General features: G+C 59.1%; 2 protein-coding genes. One reads left to right on the plus strand and one right to left on the minus strand.

Annotated elements, in window-relative coordinates:
• The first annotated feature begins 11 nt into the window (after positions 1-11).
• On the plus strand, positions 12-176 hold the full coding sequence (locus tag ABX749_RS31770; RefSeq protein ID WP_372899571.1) for a hypothetical protein: 165 nt from the start codon (positions 12-14) through the stop codon (positions 174-176).
• A gap of 68 nt (positions 177-244) precedes the next feature.
• On the opposite strand, the gene ABX749_RS31775 is transcribed toward ABX749_RS31770, so the two are convergent.
• Positions 245-1,699 carry a DUF1501 domain-containing protein gene (locus ABX749_RS31775; RefSeq protein WP_372899570.1) on the minus strand — a complete coding sequence of 485 codons (1,455 nt, stop codon included), beginning with the start codon at positions 1,697-1,699 and terminating at the stop codon, positions 245-247.
• Between the last annotated feature and the right edge of the window lie 56 nt (positions 1,700-1,755).

Genomic DNA, 1,755 nt, shown 5'->3' on the forward strand with positions numbered 1-1,755 from the left:
ACTCCGGCGCCCTGACCCTCCTCTGCACGCGCCCCAACGCCGACGTCAACGCCTGCGACCTTCACTCGCAGACACCTCTGCACGTCGCCTGCGAGACGGGTCACGCTGGCTGTGTCCTTTCCCTGCGCCGCACACGCCGTCAGACCGGTGTCACGCGGACCCCCGGGAAACCGTAATCAGATACTGTCTCTGGCGCGTCAAACGATTGCATGCAGAACGATCATCAACGCAAACGTCGAATCGGCTACGCCAAGATCTCTCGGATCACGTGGCCTTCGACGTTCGTCAGGCGGCGTTGAATGCCGTTGTGTTCAAACGTCAAACGCTCGTGATCGAGCCCTAACAGATGCAGGATCGTGGCGTTGAAGTCGTACAGCGGATGAACGTCCTGGACCGCTTTCTGTCCCAGTTCATCGGTGACCCCATGGCTGACCCCCGGTTTGACACCCGCACCGGTCATCCAGCAGGTGAAACCGTCGGGGTTGTGATCGCGGCCTTTGGCGCCTTTCTGGAAAAACGGCATGCGACCGAATTCGGTGCACCAAACCACCAACGTGTCTTCCAGTAAACCGCGCGACTTCATGTCTTTGATCAGTGCAGCGGTCGGTTGGTCGAGAATGGCGGCGTGTTTGTCGTATTGTTCTTTCAGTTTATTGTGCCCGTCCCAATTCAGTTCCCCGCCGCTGGCATAAGCACCATTGAACAGTTGGACGAATCGAACGCCGCTTTCGATCAACCGCCTGGCGAGGATACAGTTGCGGGCGAACGCGGCGCGAATCGGGTTCGATTCGTCGTCCGCCCCATAGCTCTTCAAGACGTGGGTCGGTTCGGAATCCAGCGCGGTGATTTCCGGAACGCTCAATTGCATCCGCGCGGCCAGTTCGTAGCTGGCGATCCGGGCTGCCAATTTGTTGTCGGCGGGATGTTGATCCAAATGCCGTGCGTTCATCCGCTGCAGCAACGACCGCGTTGCGTGGTCTTCGTCGCTGGAGACGATCGGTGGACGGAGATGACGAATCGGTTCCTTGGAGCTGAGCGGTGTGCCTTGGAATGCAGCCGGCAGAAACCCCGGTCCCCAGTTGTTGGATCCATTTTGCGGCACACCGCGGGGATCGGGGATGGCCACGTAGGCCGGCAAGTCTTGGTTTTCGCTGCCCAGAGCGTAGCTGGCCCAAGACCCGAGGCTGGGGAAACCGTCGAGCGGCGTTCCGGTGGACAGAAAGTTTTCCGCCGGACCATGCGTGTTACTCTTGCTGGTCAGCGAATGAATGAACGCAATGTCATCGGTCAATTCCGCCAGGTGCGGAATCATGTCGCTGACCCACTTTCCCGTTTCGCCGCGTTGACGAAACTTGTATTGCGGGCGGGCCAGGTTTCCGGCCGGTCCCTGAAACGTCACCACCGGGCCATCCTTGAGCGGCTGACCGTCCAACTTGATCAGTTCCGGTTTGTAGTCCCAGGTTTCCAACTGGCTGACCGCTCCGGCACAAAAAATCACCACCACACGCTTTGCTTTGCCCGGGAAATGACTTTCGCGCGGCGCGAAGGGACGCGCCGGATCGATCGCCGGTTGAGCAGCCAGCAAACGGTCCTGGGAAAGGAGATCGAGCAGAGCGATCGATCCCAGCCCTGTCGCGGAGTGGGTCAGGAACCCGCGGCGGCTAAGGAATTGGCGTCCGATGTTGGAAAGTGGTTTCATCTCGTGGCAAGCATACTACGGAAAAAACAAAAACTCATTGCTGTTGAACATCGCTC

The sequence above is a fragment of the Stieleria sp. genome, assembly GCF_041595215.1.
Classification (GTDB): domain Bacteria; phylum Planctomycetota; class Planctomycetia; order Pirellulales; family Pirellulaceae; genus Stieleria; species Stieleria magnilauensis.